This is a genomic window from Bartonella acomydis, from assembly GCF_039543025.1.
In the GTDB taxonomy this organism is placed as follows: domain Bacteria; phylum Pseudomonadota; class Alphaproteobacteria; order Rhizobiales; family Rhizobiaceae; genus Bartonella; species Bartonella acomydis.
Window position 1 is genome coordinate 1 of record NZ_BAABIY010000056.1, and the last position, 781, is coordinate 781.

The 781-nt window shown below is 37.6% G+C and carries 1 protein-coding gene; it reads left to right on the forward strand.

What is annotated here, in order from left to right; translation table 11 throughout:
- Positions 1–302 precede the first annotated feature (302 nt).
- On the forward strand, positions 303–503 hold the full coding sequence (locus ABD909_RS06980; protein ID WP_345097239.1) for a helix-turn-helix transcriptional regulator: 201 nt from the start codon (positions 303–305) through the stop codon (positions 501–503).
- Positions 504–781: the final 278 nt, after the last annotated feature.

Genomic DNA, 781 nt, shown 5'->3' on the forward strand with positions numbered 1-781 from the left:
AAAGTAGAGCGTGCCTATCGTCGTACTGATTATTTAGAACAGCGTCGTGTTTATATGGATAAATGGGCGGCTTATGTCACTGGTCAATCTTAAGATATGGGGTGCATAACCCCATGATCTGTGGATAACTTTCTCTCTCTTCTCTCTCATTCGCTCTCAATAAGACTCATAAATTATCACATGAGAAAATATATAATAAAATACTGTTTTCTATGAATAAAATACCTTCAAAAATAAACCAAAATGTGTTTAATAAATAGGCATGATTTGTTCCCATTTTTTACTTTTGAAAGGATTCTACTATGATAGAAAATGATGTTCTTTTAACAGACCGTGAAAGTGCAAAATTGCTTCATATGAGTGTCTCAACTTTCCGTCGTCATGTGACCAATGGCATTCTTCCAAAGCCTTTAAAATTTGGTTTTTTATCGCGTTGGTTACAATCAGATCTTTTGAATGTAATTGAGCAAGCAAAACAGCAACGTTATAACAACGTCGCATAAAAGAAAACCTTGTCACGTAAGGACGGACAAGGCTCTGCATTTTCACTCAAATAATGAATAGCAAAATCCGTTCTGTGACGCAAGTAACAGGACAATAATATGTTTTATGAAAATTCTCAGGGCATCACAAATGCCTTGCGTGGGGTTTGGTATGGCCGTTATGGACTTGCCCGTTGCCCTGCTCATGATGATAGGTTGCCTAGCTTATCCCTTGCCAATGGAAATGATGGGCGTCTCTTACTCTACTGTTATGCCGGTTGCTCTTTTAGAGAGATCAT

Bases quoted from the DNA above. Each gene is read 5' to 3' on its own strand.
- ABD909_RS06980 (WP_345097239.1), top strand. From the start codon at position 303: ATGATAGAAAATGATGTTCTTTTAACAGACCGTGAAAGTGCAAAATTG.